Source organism: Legionella drozanskii LLAP-1, assembly GCF_001467585.1.
GTDB classification, from domain to species: Bacteria; Pseudomonadota; Gammaproteobacteria; order Legionellales; family Legionellaceae; genus Tatlockia; species Tatlockia drozanskii.
The window spans coordinates 68,416-86,900 of the sequence record NZ_LNXY01000027.1 but is presented as its reverse complement, the minus strand read 5'-3'; the positions used below and the strand labels follow the sequence as shown (position 1 = coordinate 86,900).

The window sequence follows — 18,485 nt, the reverse complement described above, 5'->3', positions numbered from 1 at the left end:
TTCTATGGTTGATGTTAAAGAACTTCCCTTTGCTTATGGTAAACCTCAAATTAAGGGGTCTCTAAAATCTACACCCGAGGATTTTAAAGTTGATGAGGTATTGGGTTTTGAGTTGACGGGTGAGGGAGAACATCTTTTTCTCCGCATTGAAAAAAGAGGCTTAAACACGGAAGAATTGGTCAAGAGTTTAGCGCGCACTTTAGGTAAATCGGAAAAAGCTATTTCTTACGCCGGATTAAAAGATAGGCAAGCGCTCACTACACAATGGCTCTGTGTCCATTGTCCTGGGCAGGATTTACCTGAATCCAATCTGCTTCAAGGTCAGGGATGGCGAGTCTTAGAAAGTAAACGTCATCTTAAAAAACTAAAAACAGGGACGCTTGCTGCGAATGATTTTAGCTTGGTTTTGCGGGATCTAACCGAAAGCTCTGAAGTCGAAGCACGTTTAGCTCAAATTAAATCGTTTGGTGTCCCCAATTATTTTGGCCCACAGCGTTTTGGTTATGAAGGTCAGAATCTTATTAAAGCCAAGGATCTACTTTTAGCTAATCTAAAACCAAAAAATCGTTTTTTACGCGGGATTTATTATTCAGCTGCCAGGGCTTTTTTATTCAATCAAATTTTATCAAAGCGGGTTAGCCTTGGAAATTGGAATAAGGCCATATCTGGTGATGTCCTGCAACTTGCCGGTTCAAATAGTATTTTTACAGTCGAAATACTTGATGATGCAATTCCTGCAAGAGTCAGTCAATTTGATATCTCTCCCGCAGCTCCTTTATGGGGTAGAGGAGAAGACCGCACCAGTAAAGAGGCTTTCGGCATACAAGACGAAGCTTTAGCTGATTATAAGGCTTGGTGTGAAGCGCTTGAAAAGCAGGGATTAGAACGTGCATATCGTTCTTTAATTTTACAGGTTGAAAATTTAAATTGGCATTGGGAAGGAGAGGCATTGCATCTAAGTTTCAGATTAACCTCCGGCAGCTATGCCACCAGTGTGGTACGTGAATTAATGAATAGTCATTAAAATCGTAAAAACTATGCTATTGAAAATGAAGTGTAGGTCAGGCCCCGAGCCTGAGGACCCAACCTGCGATGCCATCATGCAACCACAGCTTAGGGGGTAGACGATATCCTACAGTTATCACTCAACAGACTTTCTGGTTCTTCTTCTATCTCCACTATTTTCTGTTGCAATCCCAGCTTTTTTAACTCCTCAATTGTTTCTTGCGCCTCAGCTGCTATAACAACTTTTCTAGTGACACCTTCATATTTCACAATAAGTTGATTTCCCTCGATAGCAACAATGATCGGAACTGATTTCAAGTTCCTGTGTACTTGTTCTGTCAGTTGATTTACATGTCCAAATTCAATAGGAATGCCATCGCTAATAGAGACACCATCAGTTAAAGAGATCCCGGTTAATTGCGGATAATCTGACGTACCTTGATAAAGATTAGTAATTACTGAATAAGTTTTACCAAGTAATTGCACACCGAGATCCAAGGGCATACCCACAGTAAAGCCCACACCATTTCCAATTAAGTTCAGGGATTTGCCCATAATAATACCCAGTGAGATACCGCAACAAGTTTCAATCAGTTGTCCGGCGAGAGTAGGCGTTATGAGAATAGCAACAAGTGTGGCTGAGGGTCCAAATAGTAATACTAAACCACTACCGAGTGTCATAGCAACGGCTGTATGAGTTGAGAGAAGAGAAGCTGATTTTCCAACCCAGTTGCCGAAAACCCAACCCAAGGTATAGCCAGCAACCTCACAGGGTTTCGCGACTAAAGGCATCATAATAGAAGTAATGGGGTAATTTTCGACGTATTTCTTATCTAATAATCCGCATTCCGTAGAAACGAAATGAGAGAAATCGCGCCATTCTAAAGCCGTGATTTGTTTTTTCAAACAAGCGTTTAGCGACTCCAAACAATGGTCTGATTTTAGAAAGTTATCGGTAGTCAATAAACAACAAGCCTGAGTTTCTGGATCCATAACATTAAGAGCCGTGAGGGGCATTGCTTCATCAATTAACTGACTCAAGGTGGAAGCGCTGTACGGCAGAGTATAGTTGCGATGAATTTGTGATTTGGTATAAAAACATAAGGTAACGAGTACTTGTAGGGCTGTTAAATATTTTTGTTGATTAAAACCATTTTTAGAAAGGGTAAGATCTTTCGCCAATGCGATCAACATTTTTTCTATACGATAAATTTGTTGATCACGTAATTCAACGTCTGTAGCACCAAAAAAACGGCTAATCGCATAAGGCTGCGAAGCTTTACTCAGGGTTATTTTTTCTCTTTCCTCATAGTCCCGGCGTAAACTAAGAAGTTTAAAAATAAATTCTTCGGAGAGTACGAATTTCATAATGTCCTCACTTCCAGTGTTAAAATATCGTCCTAATTTTTTATATTACGAGTTTATTGATCAAATGCAATATTGATTGATTAAATTTTCGCTCGTATTCGATGCGCTGGTGTATTCTCTGCATACTAAGGCGAATCCTGGGCTTTGACTGCGGGGTGCATGGATCTTGTTTCCTAATTCACTCAGCGTTAGAAATTCCTAATAAGTTAATTAACCTATTGAAAAATGATGATATAGTTATGGTTTAATGATGTGGCGGATTAAACGAGAGTATGGCTTCGATAAAACAATTTTTCTTATTGCTTAGATTGGCTCATTGGCCTAAAGCTGCTTTTGTCCTCCTTGGCGTCTTTTATTCTCGTTCACTTGCATTTTTACCTGACGCTTTATTCGCTGCTCTATCATTCTGCTTGATCGCCAGTGCCGTTTATATTTATAACGATTTACAAGACCGAGAAGAGGATAGGCTACACCCCCATAAATGCCAAAGACCTCTTGCTTCAGGAGAAGTATCTCTCGATTTTGCTCTGATTATGTTGGTGATATTATTGCTAGGTGGGTTAGGACTAGCCTGGTCAATTTCTACTAAACTTGCCGCACTTTTAGGCCTTTATTTGCTTATCAATTTAGCCTACAACCACCTGCTAAAAAATTTGCCGGTTATTGATGTGCTTTGTATTGCCAGCGGTTTTATGCTGCGTGTTTTGGCAGGGACTATCGGTATAGGATTACCAATTTCTTGGTGGTTAACGGTATCAGCTACCTTAGTCAGTCTATTCATTGCCCTTTGTAAGCGTCGCTTAGAAAAACAACTGGGGTTAAAGTATTCAACTAGAGCTGTACTTGAAAAATATTCTTTTCGTTCTCTTGATGTGATGATCATTAGCACCGCGTTAGCTTGTTTTATTACTTATCTTTTATATGCCATTTATGCCCACGAAGAATCATTTTATTTCCTCTTAACATTGCCTTTTGCTGCAATCGGCTTATGGCGATTTGCCTGGTTAACTATTCGTGGCGGAGATAATGATGATCCTGTATCGTTGTTTATTAGCGATAACTTATCTCGTTTTAATCTACTGTGTTTTTTTATTTTGACCTGTGTTGCCTTGTTTAAATGAATAACAAAAAATGGTTAATCGTCGCATTAGTATCTTTGTTTTTCATCTATTTAATCGTTTTTCAGCTTATTGCAATCTGGCCTTTTACTCTTGATGATAGCTACATCAGTTTACGCTATGCCAAAAATTGGACAGTAGGGCATGGATTGGTATGGAATATTGGTGAACCGCCAGTCGAAGGCTACTCAAACTTCAGCTTTGTTGTTTTAGCTAGTCTTGCTATTCATTTGGGCTTTGATCCGCTCATTATGCTTAAAGCAATGGGTGCCCTAGGCCTTATTTTAAGCACAATTGCAGTCTATTATCTGACTCGATTCTGGTTTTCGATTTGTTTGTCCTTTATACCCTGTTTTTGGTTACTGCTTTATAGAGGCGAAATAATTTGGTCGGTTACTGGTTTAGAGACCACTATTTACCAAGCTTTAGTAAGTTTTTCTTTAGTATTTTTGTTAAGAGGGATGGGATATCGTTTTTACGCACAAACAAGAAAACGGCCTAGTTTGCTTTTTTTTATGCTCGCTGGTTTTTTACTAGCACTCGCTGGCTTAACCAGACCCGAAGCACCTGCTTTGATGCTTCTTTTTGCTGGCTTAGCGTTTATTGATAGCCCGCGAGTTGGGAAGAAAGCGTATTATAAGGATTTAGTCCTTGGTTGTTTGGTTTGCCTAGTTATTTTTGTCCCATATTTTCTCTGGCGCTGGACTTATTATGGACAATTATTTCCAAATCCAGTTTACTGCAAAGGATTCATGAGTTTTTTTGCTGTAATGGATAAACACTATTTACGTTTAGCGCTACCTTTTATCCTTTTGGCTTTGGTGGCAATTGTTAAGGCAAAAGATAGGCGTCATTATTTTTTTTGGTTGCCTAACCTACTTTACCTTATATTATTAATCGATGCTGATCCTGTTTCTGCCTTTGAGAACCGCTTATTTCTCCCGGTGTTTATCTTGCTTTTACCGCTTGCTTTTTTAGGTCTAAGTCAGATCTGGACTTATATTTTCCCCCAAAAAGATAGTGTTTATGAAATAAGTCTTTTGATAAGCGTGGTTTTGATCGCTTTTTTCTTTATTCCCACCTACAACCTAGCGAATTATCGATCATTTACAATAAATCCGCAGGCGGGAATTCGACTGCGACAGCAAGTGGTTGAGTGGTTAAATGAGAATATCCCACCGCATAGCCAAGTGGTCTTAGCAGATAGTGGTTTGATTCCTTACTCAAGCTCTTTAGCTTTTATTGATTCCTATTGTTTGAATAATAAAACAATGACAAGGCTTCCGCTCAAGGATATGTATGAGCGTTTGTGCAATGAGATTTTGATGACAAAACCAAAAGTGCTTATCCTAACTTCCTATATAGGCAAAGACGGGGAAGTCATTTATACGCCTACTGATTTGTGTTTGCATCGTCAATTAAAGCATGACAAAAGCTACCAATTTCGCACAGCTTTTGAGCTTGATACGAAACTTCATCTTTATCGTTATGAAATTTATACCCTATTAAATTAAAGCTGTAGTAGTATATACCTTTGGACAGACCCTAATGGCTGGTATATAGGTTCAATTACCATTATGCGGAATATTAATTTTCTTAAGTTCAACAAAAAGATAGCAGTTATAGCTTTTGATATGCTAGCGATTCCTATTGCATGGTATTGTGCTTATTGGTTACGTTTTAACATGCAAACTTTACCAACTGGCCTCACAACCATTTATTCCTTATTAGTCTTTGGAATCTTAGCGCTGGTGCAAATATTTTGTTATTGCTATTTTAAAGTTTATCGTGGGCTTTGGCGTTACTCGTCTTTAAATGATGTTGCCCGTATCATTAAAGCGACAATTTGTGCCACCGTACTGACTATCCCTGCTCTGTATTTGACAACACTATTGCAACATATTCCTCGTTCAGTTCCTCCTTTGTATGCGATGATTTTAATTGTTTTACTCTGTAGTGCCCGATTAATGCGCCGCTCTCTTTGGGAATACAGTGACAAAAAAGATGACGCGAGTGTGGTGAAGAGAGTTTTAATTATTGGCGCAGGCCGAGCAGGTGAGAGTTTGGTGCGAGATCTTAAACGAACTCAATCTTACCTACCTGTGGGCTTAGTGGATGATAATTTAAATAAGCGAGGCTTAGAAGTACATGGTATAAGAGTTTTAGGCCAAATAAGGGATTTGACAGAACTGGTCATCCAATACCGTATTGATTTAATTTTCATCGCTATTCCTTCCGCGCGTTCGGCGCTTATGCGGCGTATTGTTGATCATTGCGAAACCTCGAATGTTCCTTTTCGGACACTTCCAAGCCTCACTGCCCTAGCTGCAGGCCGAGTTGAAGTCAATGCGTTACGCGACGTGAATATCGAAGACTTACTTGGACGCGACCAAGTCCAATTACAATGGGATAAGATTGCTGCAACTATTAAAGACAAGCGCGTGTTGGTTACTGGGGGTGGCGGCTCCATAGGTTCGGAGCTTTGTCGTCAAATTATGTCCTTGCGACCCAGTAAGCTGCTAATTATTGAAAACTCCGAATTTAATTTGTATAAAATCGAAGCGGAATTACGGCAAAAATTTTCTCAGATACCTCTAGAGTTGGGATTGATTTCGGTCACCGATAAAGTTGCTGTCGATTTTCTTTTCCATCAATTTAAGCCCCAAATTGTATTCCATGCGGCAGCGTATAAGCATGTACCTATGCTTGAAGAGCAAGTGCGAGTGGCTGTACAGAATAATGTGTTAGGTACTCAAATCATTGCAGAGGCGAGTGTGGCTGAAGGGGTCGAAAAATTTATTTTAATTTCGTCGGACAAAGCAGTTAATCCTACTAATGTTATGGGAACGACCAAGCGCGTCGCAGAAATTTATTGTCAAAATCTCAATAGCCTTACTGAAACACAGTTCATTACTGTGCGTTTTGGAAATGTACTTGGCTCAGCAGGCTCAGTCGTCCCCTTATTCAAAAAACAATTACAGTCTGGTGGGCCGCTTACAGTCACTCATCCGGATATGCAACGTTATTTCATGACCATACCGGAAGCATGCCAGTTAATTTTACAGGCAATGGTTAATGGGCAAGGCGGAGAAATCTTTGTCTTGGATATGGGAGAGCCTATTAAAATCAGGTATCTCGCTGAACAAATGATACGATTAGCTGGCAAAGAACCTGGTAGGGATATTGCAATAGAATATATTGGATTAAGGCCTGGGGAAAAATTATACGAGGAACTTTTTCATATTTCTGAAGAGTTAGCGCCGACCGAACATGAAAAATTGTTTAAAGCAAAGTTTCGTCAAATTGAGTGGAATGAATTAATTCAAGCGATGCGCTTGCTAAATGTCGCATGCAGTTTGCATCATGATAAAGAGCAGCTTTATGTGTTACTCAAAAATTTGGTGCCAGAGTTTAGCACGCAGCCAGCGGAAATGGTTTAACGTAAGTCGGGCTTTGCCGCGACTATAGATACAAGCATAAAAAGTGGATTTATTTGTTCATGCTCGAACTTGTCGGGCCAAGGTCCGACCTACTCATAAGAAAGTCGAAACCCAATAAGGGACTGAATGAATGACAATAAGGATATTAAAGGGAGTTAAAAGTACAAAGCTTGCTCTCTGTTGTGTAATTTACAGTTTACTTGTGAGTTGTGAAGAGCACAAACCCGCTGCCTCGCTTCCAATACTTACAGTCCCAGTCATTGAAGTAAAGACATCAACAATACCTATTACTAAGCAATATATTGGTATCACTCAATCCATTTCTAGTGTGGATATTAGAGCGCGTGTAGAAGGCTTCCTCGTTAAAAAAAATTTTACTGAGGGTAAGTTCGTTAAAAAAAACCAGTTAATCTATGTCATTGATCCTGCCCCTTTTCAAGCAAAACTCGATTCGGCAAGAGGTGAGCTTGCAAGAAGTATTGCTTCACAAGAGTATCAGCAAGTACAGTACTTGCGCTTGAAACAGTTGGTCGCACAAGGAAACGTGTCTAAATCGCAATACGATGAGGTCATAGCACGTTATCATGAAGCAATGGCGCAGGTTGATGTAAATAAAGCTCAACTTGAGACAGCTAAAATCAATTTAGGTTATTGCTATATGTATTCACCGGATGACGGCATTATCAGCCACAGGTATGTCGATGTGGGTAATCTCGTGGGTGGTGCAGAGCAAACGCTATTGGCTAACGTGGTTAAATTAGACCCCATTTATATTGAATTCAGCCCGAGTATCAGTGATTTTGATGAAATAATAAAATATCGCGTGCACATGCCATTTCATGCTGAAGCGACATTACCCCATGGCAAGAGTGTAATGTTGAAAGGCCTCGTGGATTTTGTGAATAACGCTGCCGATACTCCCACATCCACAATATTAATGCGAGCTACTTTAGCTAATCCGGAAAAGTTAATTCGACCTGGCATTTACATGAATGTCAAAGTTATTCTGACTAAGAATGGGGAAGCCGTTCTGTTGCCAGGGGAAGCTATTCTTGAAACGCAAGGGAAGCGCTCAGTTTACACCGTCAATAAGGAAAACAAGGTAGTGAATAAAGCGATTAGCATCTCAGGGCAATATGGAAACCAATATATCGTTAAATCAGGTTTACAAGCGGGCGATCTCGTTATTACCCGTGGGATGCAAAAAATAAAACCAGGCCAAGAAGTAAAAATAGCTAAATCAGCTAACTAGGGGCGTTATATGCTCAAATTTTTTATCCATCGTCCCATTTTTGCCATGGTCATAGCGATTATTATGGTATTCGTGGGCGGAATTGGTTTGCTCATTTTACCGGTCGGTCAATTTCCTTCAATCGTACCTCCACAAGTGCAAGTAAGTTCACAATACATCGGCGCTAGTTCGGATATAGTAGCTAAAACAGTTACAACCCCTCTTGAGCGAAATATCAATGGAGTAGAGGGCATGATTTACATGTCTTCAGCAAGTACTAACGCCGGTAATTCCATTATTACAATTACATTTAATGTTGGTTACGATGTCGATATTGGCGCTGTGGATGTTTTAACCCGGACCAATTTAGCAAACCCGCTGCTTCCACCCGATGTGATCCAAGCAGGTATCAATATCCAAAAAGTATCGACTGCGATGGTGTTAGTGGTAAATTTGCTCTCGTCAAATCCAAACCATGATGAAGCGTTCTTGAGCAATTATGCCGATATTAATATCTCGCCCGCACTTAGCCGTATTCCAGGTGTTGGTAACGTGAATAATTTTGGTTTATTACAATACTCTATTCGCATCTGGCTAGATCCGAATAAAATGGCCTCTGTGAGTGTATCGCCACAAGAAGTGGTCACTGCAGTCAAAGAGCAAAATCAACAGGCTGCGGTGGGAGTGATAGGCCAGCCCCCCGTCCCTGAATCGACTACCTTTCAATATCAACTTAATACCTTGGGGCAGCTAACTGAGGCTGAGCAATTCGCAGATATTATTGTCAAAACACAGGAAAATGGACAGATTGTTCGGATTCGTGATTTAGGTCGAGTGGAGATGGGTGCGCAAACCTATTCGACTACTTCAGAGTTTAATGGGGGACCAACAGCGAGCTTAGGGGTTTATCAGTTACCTGGGGCTAATGCTATGCAATTGGCTAAGAGTGTCCGTCAAACAATGGAAAAAATGAAGGAGAATTTCCCGGATGGTATGAGTTATACCATCGCCTATGATACAACCAATTTCGTAAGAGCTTCACTAGAAGATGTTGTTGTAACCCTTTTTGAAGCGATCGCTTTAGTTTTTATTGTCGTTTTTGTTTTTTTACAGAATTGGCGAACCACCTTAATTCCCTGTATTGCTATTCCTGTCTCATTGATAGGTACTTTTGCTTTATTCAGTGTTTTTGGTTTTTCAATTAATACCCTAAGCTTGCTGGGTTTGGTTTTGGCGATTGGTCTAGTGGTCGACGATGCCATTGTTGTGGTGGAAAACGTTGAGAAAAAACTTGAACACAATATTACCGATGTGAAAGAAGCAACCTTGGAAGCAACCAAGGAAGTTCAAGGACCGATTATAGCGACCACCTTGATTTTATTGGCCGTGTTTGTTCCCGTTGCCTTTATACCTGGTATGACTGGAAGATTATATAATCAGTTTGCCTTAGCCATTGCCTTCTCAGTAGCTCTTTCTGGCATCAACTCACTAACCTTAAGTCCCGCACTTTGCGGTATCTTATTAAAGCCTAAAAAAGAAAGTAAATTTATATTATTTCGTTGGTTTGAAAAGGGGTATGAAAAATTATTAGGCGGCTATAAAGTGGGGGTGATCTATTGTCTGCGTTTTCACAAGCTTGTCATGGTCATTTTTCTCCTTTTAGCCGCGGCAACAGTTTACGTGTTCTACTATTTACCCACTGGTTTTTTACCAGAAGAGGATCAAGGTTATTTCATTGTGGTAGTCAAAGAACCCAACGCTTCATCGCTCTATCGTACTCAACAGACAGTGAGAAAAGTACTCCAAATTTTAAAAAATACCGCAGGGGTAGCTGATGTTATTAGTATTGATGGCTACAATATTATCGACGCGATAAATCAACCCGACACGGGTGTTTTGTTTGTGGTGTTAAAGCCCTGGGATGAGAGGAATACGCCTGAACTGAATGTCCAGGGTATTATGAAAACTGTCCAAAAACAGTTTTCCCAAATAGATGAGGCAATTATCGGTGCTCTAAATGCCCCGGCTATTCAAGGCTTAGGTACTGTCAGTGGTTTCCAATTGGAGATAGAAGATATTGCTAACCTGGGCATGGATACTTTAGCCGATGCAACAAATAAATTTGTGGCCGAGGCTAATAAAGCACCGGAGCTCCATGGTGTATTTTCCGATCTAAGCATTGAGGTACCTCAGTTTTATTTGGATATCGATAGAACCAAAGCAAAGGCGCTCAATGTCTCGATTGGCAATGTTTTAACAACACTACAAACTTATTTAGGCTCATTATATGTCAATAACTTTACCAAATATGGCCAAACCTACCGAGTTATGATTCAAGCCGAGGGAGCTAATCGTTATCAACTGGATGATATTAATAAACTCTATGTTAAAAGCAATACAGGCCAGATGGTGCCTCTTGGTGCTTTGGTAAAGATTGAATCCATTATGGGTCCTTATAATATTCCGAGATATAATCTGTATACAGCAGCGAATATTACCGGTGCGCCAGCGCCAGGATATAGTTCAGGGCAAGCATTGGCTGCTATCGAAAAAATTGCAAAAAGAACGTTGCCCAAAGGAATCAGCTATGAGTGGACAGGAATTACTTATCAACAATTATTGGCGGGTAATCTTGCTTCGGTGATTTTTGTGCTCTGCCTAGTGTTTGTATTTCTCTTTTTGGCTGCACTTTATGAAAGCTGGTCGATGCCTTTTATGATTTTACTTGCGGTACCTTTGGCTTTACTCGGGGCTGGATTAGCCTTGACTTTGCGTTCTTTGTCCTTAGATATTTACGCTCAAATTGGTTTAGTGTTGTTGATTGGCCTGGCAGCAAAAAACGCCATTCTCATTGTTGAATTTGCTAAAGATAGGAGAGAAATGGGAGTTCCTATTATAGATGCCGCTCTGGAAGCCGCTTGTCTTCGATTGCGACCTATTCTTATGACTGCATTTGCTTTTATTTTGGGAGTACTTCCCTTAGCTATAGCTACCGGTGCTGGAGCCGCCAGTCGGCATTCGATTGGAACAACGGTAATGGGCGGAATGATGGTTGCTACCTTTCTGAGTTTATTTTTGGTTCCCGTATTTTATGTGATGATTGAAACAGCAAGAGAGAAAAGAATGAATAAAAATAAACCGATAGACGATCTAAAAAAGGAAGATCTATGACGATTAGTTACGATGATTTTGCACAAGTTGATTTACGTTCAGGTACTGTTGTTAAGGTTGAACCTTTTCCAAAGGCCAAAAAGCCAGCTTATAAAGTCTGGGTTGATTTTGGGCCTGAAATTGGTATCTTGCAGACTTCTGCCCAAGTTACCGCCCATTATACGCAAGAATCTTTGTTAGGTCGTACCGTGGTCGGTTGTGTCAATTTAGGGGAAAAAAATATTGCCGGATTCAAATCACAATTTCTTTTGGTCGGTTTTTCTGATGCAACGGGAGCAATTTGCCTAATTGGCACGGAGTTTAAAGTACCGAATGGCCAAAAGTTACATTAGCTTCTCAATTTTTCTAATCTATCAGTATTCACCTTAAGGAATTTCAAATGAAAATCATTGTTATTGGTGCTTCTGGAACAATAGGACGGGCAGTTGTTAAAGAATTACAAACACGTCATGAGGTTATAAACGCTGGTTTTAGCTCTGGCGATGTGAATGTTGATATTAGAGATAAAAATTCGATAGAGGAGATGTTTAAAAAGGTTGAGCGGGTTGATGCTGTCATACTAACAACAGGAAAAGTGCATTTCGGTGATTTTATGCAGATGCATGATCAAGAATATGTCATTGGCTTGCAGGATAAACTCATGGGGCAAGTTAATACCGTGTTAATTGGTAGGAATTATCTCAATGAAGGAGGTTCTTTCACTTTAACAAGTGGCATTTTGTGTGATGATCCCATTCGTTATGGTAGTTCGGCCTCTATGGTTAATGGGGCTTTAAATTCTTTCGTTGTTGCTGCAGCTATTGAAATGCCAAAGAAACAACGTATTAATTGCATTTGCCCTACAGTAGTCACGGAAGCGATGGATAATTATGGTGATTATTTTCGTGGTTTTGTTTCTGTTGATGCAGAACGAGTAGCTCTTGCTTATAGTAAAAGTGTTGAGGGATTACAGACAGGAATGGTTTATCGGGTTTTATAAAACCGGCTCTCAGGGACAAGTCGTGGTATCTAAGATGTAGGTTGGGGCTTGGCCCTGAGGTATCGACACTTTTTTTTGATAATATTCGAGCCAAATCCAGTGTTTTACCGTTCAGCCTGAGGAGGAGCGCCAGCGACGTCTCGAAGGCCTGTCCTGAGGCCGAAACTCATCCCAAACGGATAGAGCTACTGATTGGAGCAACACCTATTTTTGTTCAAAAAAAAGTGACGATACCTCAGGTCTTGGCCTCATAGTCGTCAGGCTAAGCCTTAATTAGCTAATAATTCAATCTGGTAGCTAACAATTAACCGTTTGGACTCTGAGAGTTTCAATTTTTTCCTCTCCCAACCCCTAAGCGATCCCTACAAAATTTGAACAGGAAGAGGGAATAGAACGGAGGTCCGAAAAAAATTAGAGGGAGAAACTCTCTCACATCGATAATCAGGCAACAAGCCTCCGTATTACCCTTGTGGTGTATTACGATCAGGAAATATATCTTTAAATCGAAGTTGCTTATTAATTTCCATCGCCACATTTCGACGTTTAGAAAATCCACCGAACTTATAGATTAAAATAGGGACAGTGAAGCTGATGAACCCCATCACGAAAGCTATTTTATAAGTCGGATCTTTATTTAATAATAAAAATATTAAGCACAAAGACATCAGAATAATCGCAGCAATTCCAGTATAAGGGGAGCCTGGAGTTTTATAACTTAGATCATCTGTTGTATAACCAGCTTGATATAAGCGTTTGCGGAAATTAATTTGTGCCCAGCAAAGAGAAATCCAAGCAATTGCGCCAGTAAAACCAGAAACAAGAAGTAAAGCAATATAGAGCATGGATTGCCCAAAGAAATAGCCGGCAGCGAGTAATATCCAAATTGAGATGAGTGTCACGATTCCTGCATTTTGTGGAACGGCATTACGATTAAGCTTGCCTAATTTATGCGGAGCCATACCATTGCGAGCGAGGGCATTTAACGATCTGACAATACCATAAACGCCAGAATTTGAGCAGGATAGTGTAGCAGTCAATGTGACAAAACTTGTTGCTACCCCTGCCCAGTGTAGCCCATAAAAATTAAGTGCGTCTGAAAAAACTGAATTAGCAAGACCCGCTTTTTGCCACGGGAAAATTAATACCAAACAAAAAACAGGAATAATATAGATAAACAGAATTCTAAAGGTTACGGTGCGGATTGCTCGAGGAATCATTCGCCCGGGGTTGATTGATTCTCCTGCAGCAAGACCAATAATTTCTGAACCTTGATAATTAACAAGCAGAAGAACCATGGCTGTAAGTAAGGCCATACCGCCATTAGGGAATAATCCACCTTGATCAAAGATGAAGCGTCCACCAACAATACCAGCGGGTTGAGCGCCATGAATAAAGCCAAAAAATATAAGTAATGAGAGTACAACAAATCCCATTAAAGCGACTATTTTTATAATGGCTAACCAGAATTCAATCTCACCAAAGGTACCTACTTTGGCAATATTGATGTAAGTAATGAGCAACCCAAAGCACACGGCCCAAACATAGCCGTTAACGCCTGTAAAATGCTGCATAATGATACCGCCTGCTATACATTCGGCAGGAATATAGGCGACCCAGCTTATCCAATAAGACCAGCCCACTCCGCAAGCGACAACTGGAGAAATAAAATCAGCAGTATAAGTTATAAAAGAGCCTGAAATAGGAATTGCTACGGCTAATTCGCCCATGCATAGCATGGTCAAATAAATAATTAAACCGCCAAGCATATAGGCAATAAAAACGGAAGGGCCGACGTCATTCACAACCGCCCCAGTTCCTAGAAAATAGCCTGAGCCAATAATTCCACCTAATGCAATCAACTGCACATGACGATCTTTTAAACCGCGTCTGAAGCCACCGTCGTTGATTGGCGCATTACTCTTTTTTTGCTGATTAATCACTAACTGTTTAATCCCCCAAAAATAAAACAAAAATCGGCCCACGAAATTGTACAATAATTTTGTATTTTGTCCATATTTTTTTATGGAATAGGGCAATAAAAAAGAGATTTTTATAAGAAAAAAGGGTAGAAGGCAAGATTTATTTTAAGAGATATTCTATTTAGTTTCGATTTACTAGGAGAAACGCCTGCTTGATGATCATCATGCTTGAAAAATCGGTTAACTATTAAGTATAAATTTTTAATTTTTGTTACAATTTATTTTTTAATTGACCAAAATTAATTGCTTATGGAAATAATTAGCACTGATCGAGTTCGCTTAAGAACTTGGCAATCTTCCGATCAAATACCTTTCGCTCAGATGAATGCCGACCCGCAGGTGATGGAGCATTTTCCAGGCATTTTGACTGAAAATGAAACTGAAGCATTGATATTGCGGATTAATGAGCATATCCGCTGTCATCAATTTGGACTTTGGGCGGCAGAACTTAAAGAAACAAAAGAATTTATAGGCTTTATTGGTTTAAGCATTCCTTCTTTTTCTACTCATTTTACACCTTGTGTTGAAATAGGTTGGCGATTAGCACGGCAATATTGGGGAAAAGGCCTCGCCACAGAAGGAGCTAAGGCGGTATTGGATTATGGTTTTACGCAAATCAATTTGGATGAAATTGTCTCATTTACTGCGACAATTAATTATCGCTCCCGACGAGTTATGGAAAAGATAGGATTAATCCGTCAGGAAAAAGACGATTTTGATAACCCCAAATTAGCTTTGGATCACCCTTTATCAAAACATGTCTTATATCGTTTATCACAAATGCAATGGCGCGCTAGGCTAAAAAAGAGTCCTTAAGCCTCTTTAATAGCTTGCTGAATGATTTCTTCCGCTTGGATATTTTTAAACTGAACATGATGATGCAAGCCAATTGCAACTAGGTTTGGTGCTAATTTTTTCATAGCTGCGAGCGCATTATCCTTTCCTTCTGCTGAAGAAGTAGGATTTTGTAAAATATCTATATTAGCAATAAAAGCGGCCACGGTTCCTTTTCTTACGGAGGTGTTATTGATTATGGTGTAGTCAGCACCATCTGCAACGATATTTTCAGGGAAAATAGCTTTATTCGTCATCTTTTGTCTTTCTATGATTAAGAGGTCTGCGATGATAACGTTAAAATACTACGATTCTCAATGTTGATATTATTCATTTTTATTGTTTTTTTTTAAAATATCATGATAATTTCTGCTGGCTTCTGCTAATTTAGGGATCATAATGTTTGAGCGGAATATCCTAAGTATCTATGGTGAACAAGGAAAAAAATGGTTAGCAGAGCTTCCTAGTATTAGACAAGAGCTAGCTGACTTGTGGCAATTAAGCGAGCTTAAGCCCGTGGCTAATCTTTCTTATAATTATGTACTTGAGGGATTTCAAAAAGATAGACCTATTATTTTAAAATTGAGTTTAGACACAGTAGTGTTAAGCAATGAAGCGAAAACATTAAGAGCGTTTAACTCACCGTTTGTGGTCGATGTTTTAGCAGAAAAGACAGGTGCATTACTTCTGCAACGAGCGGTACCCGGATATTCTTTAAAAAGTTATTGGCCGAATCAAGAGAAAGAAGCCGTTGAGATTACTTGCAAACTAATAAGTCAATTAGCTCAAGCGCCTTTACCTGAAAAGAAAACATTTCCTTCGATTAGTCAGTGGCTTTCAATCTTAGATAAAGAGTGGGATATTCCCGAGTCTTATCTTCAAAAGAGCAAAGAATTTAGAGATTATCTGCTTAAAACGAGTAGCGAACTGCGCTTACTTCATGCCGATCTGCATCATGATAACATACTGAAAAATGGCAAAAATTGGCTAGTGATAGACCCCAAGGGTGTCCTGGGAGAGCTCTGCTATGAGGTGGCTGCTTTTATTCGAAATCCCATTCCTGATTTGCTTGAATCGGAAACAGTATGGCGTATTATAGACGACCGAATTACCCGTTTTGCCTCTTGTCTTAAATTAGATCCAAAGCGAATTCGCCAATGGTGTTTTGTACATGCAGTTCTGGCTTGGTGCTGGAGTATAGAAGATGGTTTAGATACGAGTTATTTCCAAAAGATAACAGATATTTTTGCTGAATTGTGTTTTAAAGGGCGAGGTTAGGGCAACTAACCTCAGTATTCAATAAACAGGGATAGGATAGATCGATGAAAATTTCAGATGTTAAAACTGCGCTTAATCAATATGTAGCTAATGTCAGTTATCTTCGTTCCAAGTGGAAAGAAAGTCACATTAAAGTGTTAGAAATTTTTTATAATAAAATCAATGGGAATGTTGAAGAAGTTGTTGAGGATAGAGAGTTAACAGATGAAGAATACATAGAATTAGCTATCATTATACGTGGCAAAAATTCTTGGACCGAACATCCAAGTAGTATCACTTTAGGGGCACTCGCTAATAAATTAGGTGGTAAAAAAGCAGTAAACCATTTTAAATCAGAAAAGCTAAGTGCAATTTATTTAAGGCTTTTGGAGGAATACACTGTTGAAGAAAAAAAGGAAGAGCCAGAAGAAAAGGAATCATTGTTGACAGGTAAAGATGAGGAACATGGTTATCTGTTAGCTCAACTCCTAGATGCCTTGACCCCCATTGTTCCTTCAGATGAGCCCCAAGCTTTTTTAGCTGAAATATGCGCTCAAGCCAATAAAGAGGTACTGGATAATAAACTACAGTTTATCAGTAAATTAGTTGATGCCAAAGTTTTCGATAAATCAGCTTATTTGTTAGTTCTTAAAAGCAACAATGCACAGCTAATCACCGATCTTTTAATCTTGCTAAGTAACCATGGCTTATGTAAAGAAATTAACTTGGAAAAATTGGAGAGTCTAGATAACCAAGATGCTGCTGTTGTAAGTCCACCAGAAGTAAAAAAGCTGGTTTTACTAAGGAAAATTTTAGCATTTTTTGGTCCTATTCCTTTACTCATGATGCAGACAAATCTAACAGCTCTTTTCAAAAATGATGAGCTTTGGTCTGATCTGCTAGGAATTGTTGAAGGATTGCATTCAGCCGAGCACTTAAAATCCTCGTTTGTGACAGAGCTTTTCGCACATCCTGAGTCAATACGAAGAAGTAAAGAAATTAGCCGCGTGATAGCTCATTTCCGGCAAGCTGATTGGGAGCTTGAGCATTGTTGGAATGACCTTTTAAAAACCGGGGACATTTTCAATGTGGAATTGGCGGCCAGTAAACTATGTCAATTAACCCTTGACTCCTTTCAGGAGAGGCTCGTATTAGATTGTTTATTTGCGGTTCCTCACTATGGTGTAAATATTGCTGAGGGTGTTTATATATTGATCAGCTCATCTCATTTTGATGAAAAAGATTTGCGTGCGGTGCTTGAAGTGCCAGAGCATGCGGAGGCGCTGGCTGAAGGAATAGTCCTAGCCAGAAAATCATCCAATTATAATACCGAGACTAGAAATTTCATTTCTCAAGCTCCGGCTTTTGCTTTAGGCCTAGCCTCTGTTTATAAATTATTGGATTTAACCCAACTCAATACCTCTGAAAGTAGAGGATTAGTACTTTCTCGGAGTTCAGAGGCATCAGTTGCTGCCTTAATCTTACAACGGATGAGCGAGAACAATCTCTTTAATAAAGAGTATTCTGAAAGCTATGGAAATTTAAAACGGTTATATGAGAATAAGTTAATCGGACGTCGATTTTCTGGGCTGCAAACCACTTTATTAGAGGCTAAGTTATTTAATCAGTCGAATTTTGATCTTTTATGTGAGAACGCCGAACACTGCAAAGATCTTGCTGAAGCAAGTAGCATATTAGCTAGTAAGGACAAACTTACGCAGAGTAACTTAGAGTTACTCTTTGAAAATGCTGCAGATGCTAAAAACGTCGCCTCAATACTTTGTGGAGAGGAGTTACAATCAAAGCAACCAAAACATGCAAAACTAAGGGATGCATTTTTTCCAGCAGATAGTTCTAAGAGTGATAGTTCCGATGAAGAGTTGGATAAGGAAAGGAGCTCCAAACTCACAAAGAAAAAGCCAAGCGCATGGTTTAACTTTGTCGAATTTATTAGCGGTAATGGTCAATCGTCAGAAGAGGAAGAGGATACTGACGAAGAGGATACTGACGATGAGCAAAAACATAGAGAGGCAATAGTAACAAATCCCTAACCTCTGGATTTCGAGCTATTTAACTAAAGAACCCGTGATCCCTCACGGGTTT

Annotated in this window: 14 protein-coding genes; 11 read left to right on the top strand and 3 right to left on the bottom strand. The window is 39.6% G+C overall.

What is annotated here, in order from left to right:
• The first annotated feature begins 4 nt into the window (after nt 1–4).
• On the top strand, nt 5–1,024 hold the full coding sequence (gene truD, locus Ldro_RS09670) for a tRNA pseudouridine(13) synthase TruD (RefSeq protein WP_058496219.1): 1,020 nt from the start codon (nt 5–7) through the stop codon (nt 1,022–1,024).
• A gap of 89 nt (nt 1,025–1,113) precedes the next feature.
• Here the strand turns inward: truD and Ldro_RS09665 are convergent, their stop codons facing one another.
• Nucleotides 1,114–2,373, bottom strand: a complete 1,260-nt coding sequence (locus Ldro_RS09665; RefSeq protein ID WP_058496218.1) for a hypothetical protein — start codon at nt 2,371–2,373, stop codon at nt 1,114–1,116.
• 272 nt (nt 2,374–2,645) lie between these two features.
• Here Ldro_RS09665 and Ldro_RS09660 point away from each other — a divergent pair, with 272 nt between their 5' ends.
• From Ldro_RS09660 to Ldro_RS09630, 7 genes are all read left to right on the top strand, one after another.
• Nucleotides 2,646–3,494, top strand: coding sequence for a decaprenyl-phosphate phosphoribosyltransferase (locus Ldro_RS09660; RefSeq protein ID WP_058496217.1), 849 nt, complete (start codon nt 2,646–2,648; stop codon nt 3,492–3,494).
• Nucleotides 3,491–5,005: a hypothetical protein gene (locus tag Ldro_RS09655; protein WP_058496216.1), complete on the top strand. Its 1,515-nt coding sequence runs from the start codon at nt 3,491–3,493 to the stop codon at nt 5,003–5,005. Before Ldro_RS09660 ends, Ldro_RS09655 begins: the two co-directional genes overlap by 4 nt.
• Before the next feature lie 63 nt (nt 5,006–5,068).
• A complete protein-coding gene (locus tag Ldro_RS09650; protein ID WP_058496215.1) occupies nt 5,069–6,931 on the top strand; it encodes a polysaccharide biosynthesis protein in 1,863 nt (620 codons plus the stop codon).
• Between the two features lie 130 nt (nt 6,932–7,061).
• Nucleotides 7,062–8,183, top strand: a complete 1,122-nt coding sequence (locus Ldro_RS09645; protein ID WP_058496214.1) for an efflux RND transporter periplasmic adaptor subunit — start codon at nt 7,062–7,064, stop codon at nt 8,181–8,183.
• Between the two features lie 9 nt (nt 8,184–8,192).
• Complete coding sequence (locus tag Ldro_RS09640) at nt 8,193–11,333, top strand: efflux RND transporter permease subunit (protein WP_058496213.1); 3,141 nt, start codon at nt 8,193–8,195, stop codon at nt 11,331–11,333.
• Nucleotides 11,330–11,665 (top strand): tRNA-binding protein, encoded by a 336-nt coding sequence (locus Ldro_RS09635; RefSeq protein WP_058496212.1) that lies wholly within the window; start codon nt 11,330–11,332, stop codon nt 11,663–11,665. Before Ldro_RS09640 ends, Ldro_RS09635 begins: the two co-directional genes overlap by 4 nt.
• Before the next feature lie 47 nt (nt 11,666–11,712).
• Nucleotides 11,713–12,312 (top strand): short chain dehydrogenase, encoded by a 600-nt coding sequence (locus Ldro_RS09630; protein WP_058496211.1) that lies wholly within the window; start codon nt 11,713–11,715, stop codon nt 12,310–12,312.
• Between the two features lie 461 nt (nt 12,313–12,773).
• Here the strand turns inward: Ldro_RS09630 and Ldro_RS09625 are convergent, their stop codons facing one another.
• Complete coding sequence (locus Ldro_RS09625) at nt 12,774–14,249, bottom strand: amino acid permease (RefSeq protein WP_193786648.1); 1,476 nt, start codon at nt 14,247–14,249, stop codon at nt 12,774–12,776.
• 291 nt (nt 14,250–14,540) lie between these two features.
• On the opposite strand from Ldro_RS09625, the gene Ldro_RS09620 reads away from it, so the two are divergent.
• A complete protein-coding gene (locus Ldro_RS09620) occupies nt 14,541–15,107 on the top strand; it encodes a GNAT family N-acetyltransferase (protein WP_058496210.1) in 567 nt (188 codons plus the stop codon).
• Here the strand turns inward: Ldro_RS09620 and Ldro_RS09615 are convergent.
• Nucleotides 15,104–15,382: a hypothetical protein gene (locus tag Ldro_RS09615; RefSeq protein WP_058496209.1), complete on the bottom strand. Its 279-nt coding sequence runs from the start codon at nt 15,380–15,382 to the stop codon at nt 15,104–15,106. The genes Ldro_RS09620 and Ldro_RS09615 overlap by 4 nt on opposite strands.
• A gap of 142 nt (nt 15,383–15,524) precedes the next feature.
• On the opposite strand from Ldro_RS09615, the gene Ldro_RS09610 reads away from it, so the two are divergent.
• Complete coding sequence (locus Ldro_RS09610) at nt 15,525–16,403, top strand: aminoglycoside phosphotransferase family protein (protein WP_058496208.1); 879 nt, start codon at nt 15,525–15,527, stop codon at nt 16,401–16,403.
• Nucleotides 16,404–16,447: 44 nt separating this feature from the next.
• Nucleotides 16,448–18,433: a hypothetical protein gene (locus Ldro_RS09605; protein ID WP_058496207.1), complete on the top strand. Its 1,986-nt coding sequence runs from the start codon at nt 16,448–16,450 to the stop codon at nt 18,431–18,433.
• The last annotated feature ends 52 nt before the right edge of the window (nt 18,434–18,485 follow it).

Excerpts from the sequence above, each read along its gene's own strand:
- truD (WP_058496219.1), top strand. The coding sequence starts at position 5 with ATGGTTGATGTTAAAGAACTTCCCTTTGCTTATGGTAAACCTCAAATT.
- Ldro_RS09665 (WP_058496218.1), bottom strand. The coding sequence starts at position 2,373 with ATGAAATTCGTACTCTCCGAAGAATTTATTTTTAAACTTCTTAGTTTA.
- Ldro_RS09660 (WP_058496217.1), top strand. The coding sequence starts at position 2,646 with ATGGCTTCGATAAAACAATTTTTCTTATTGCTTAGATTGGCTCATTGG.
- Ldro_RS09655 (WP_058496216.1), top strand. The coding sequence starts at position 3,491 with ATGAATAACAAAAAATGGTTAATCGTCGCATTAGTATCTTTGTTTTTC.
- Ldro_RS09650 (WP_058496215.1), top strand. The coding sequence starts at position 5,069 with ATGCGGAATATTAATTTTCTTAAGTTCAACAAAAAGATAGCAGTTATA.
- Ldro_RS09645 (WP_058496214.1), top strand. The coding sequence starts at position 7,062 with ATGACAATAAGGATATTAAAGGGAGTTAAAAGTACAAAGCTTGCTCTC.
- Ldro_RS09640 (WP_058496213.1), top strand. The coding sequence starts at position 8,193 with ATGCTCAAATTTTTTATCCATCGTCCCATTTTTGCCATGGTCATAGCG.
- Ldro_RS09635 (WP_058496212.1), top strand. The coding sequence starts at position 11,330 with ATGACGATTAGTTACGATGATTTTGCACAAGTTGATTTACGTTCAGGT.
- Ldro_RS09630 (WP_058496211.1), top strand. The coding sequence starts at position 11,713 with ATGAAAATCATTGTTATTGGTGCTTCTGGAACAATAGGACGGGCAGTT.
- Ldro_RS09620 (WP_058496210.1), top strand. The coding sequence starts at position 14,541 with ATGGAAATAATTAGCACTGATCGAGTTCGCTTAAGAACTTGGCAATCT.
- Ldro_RS09615 (WP_058496209.1), bottom strand. The coding sequence starts at position 15,382 with ATGACGAATAAAGCTATTTTCCCTGAAAATATCGTTGCAGATGGTGCT.
- Ldro_RS09610 (WP_058496208.1), top strand. The coding sequence starts at position 15,525 with ATGTTTGAGCGGAATATCCTAAGTATCTATGGTGAACAAGGAAAAAAA.
- Ldro_RS09605 (WP_058496207.1), top strand. The coding sequence starts at position 16,448 with ATGAAAATTTCAGATGTTAAAACTGCGCTTAATCAATATGTAGCTAAT.